Source organism: Gilliamella sp. Occ4-3 (assembly GCF_001690675.1).
In the GTDB taxonomy this organism is placed as follows: domain Bacteria; phylum Pseudomonadota; class Gammaproteobacteria; order Enterobacterales; family Orbaceae; genus Gilliamella; species Gilliamella bombi.
The window spans coordinates 1-366 of sequence record NZ_LZHR01000123.1 but is presented as its reverse complement, the minus strand read 5'-3'; the positions used below and the strand labels follow the sequence as shown (position 1 = coordinate 366).

Sequence of the window (366 nt, the reverse complement as noted above, 5' to 3'; positions counted from 1 at the left end):
TTTAAATTGATCAGTATTTAAATCTACTATTTCGGACATACAACTTAAATCATCCCAAACAGTAAATCGGGCAATATAAATATCATTTTCAAAATCGATAACGATACTTTCTGATAAATCATTTTGATGATAATCAGAAGAGTAGTTAGTATTTTTAGATATCCAAAATTTAAATTTATTTAACATTTTGATTGTATTTTTACATTAATTTTTTCTATCTTAACACGAATGTTACTTGCTTTAGGCATTTCAGGCACAAGAAATCCTTTACTTTACGCTAAGCCTTCTAAACAATTTAATCCTACTTTTTTGCCCATCTTTCATTTGAAGGAGTTATAAATTTTTTAAAAATATCAAATCCAACAT

The 366-nt window shown here is 25.4% G+C and carries 1 protein-coding gene; it reads right to left on the bottom strand.

Annotated elements, in window-relative coordinates:
* Positions 1–186 (bottom strand): immunity protein TriTu family protein (locus tag A9G44_RS13750; protein ID WP_065611526.1); only part of this gene is annotated, 186 nt, incomplete at its 3' end.
* Positions 187–366: the final 180 nt, after the last annotated feature.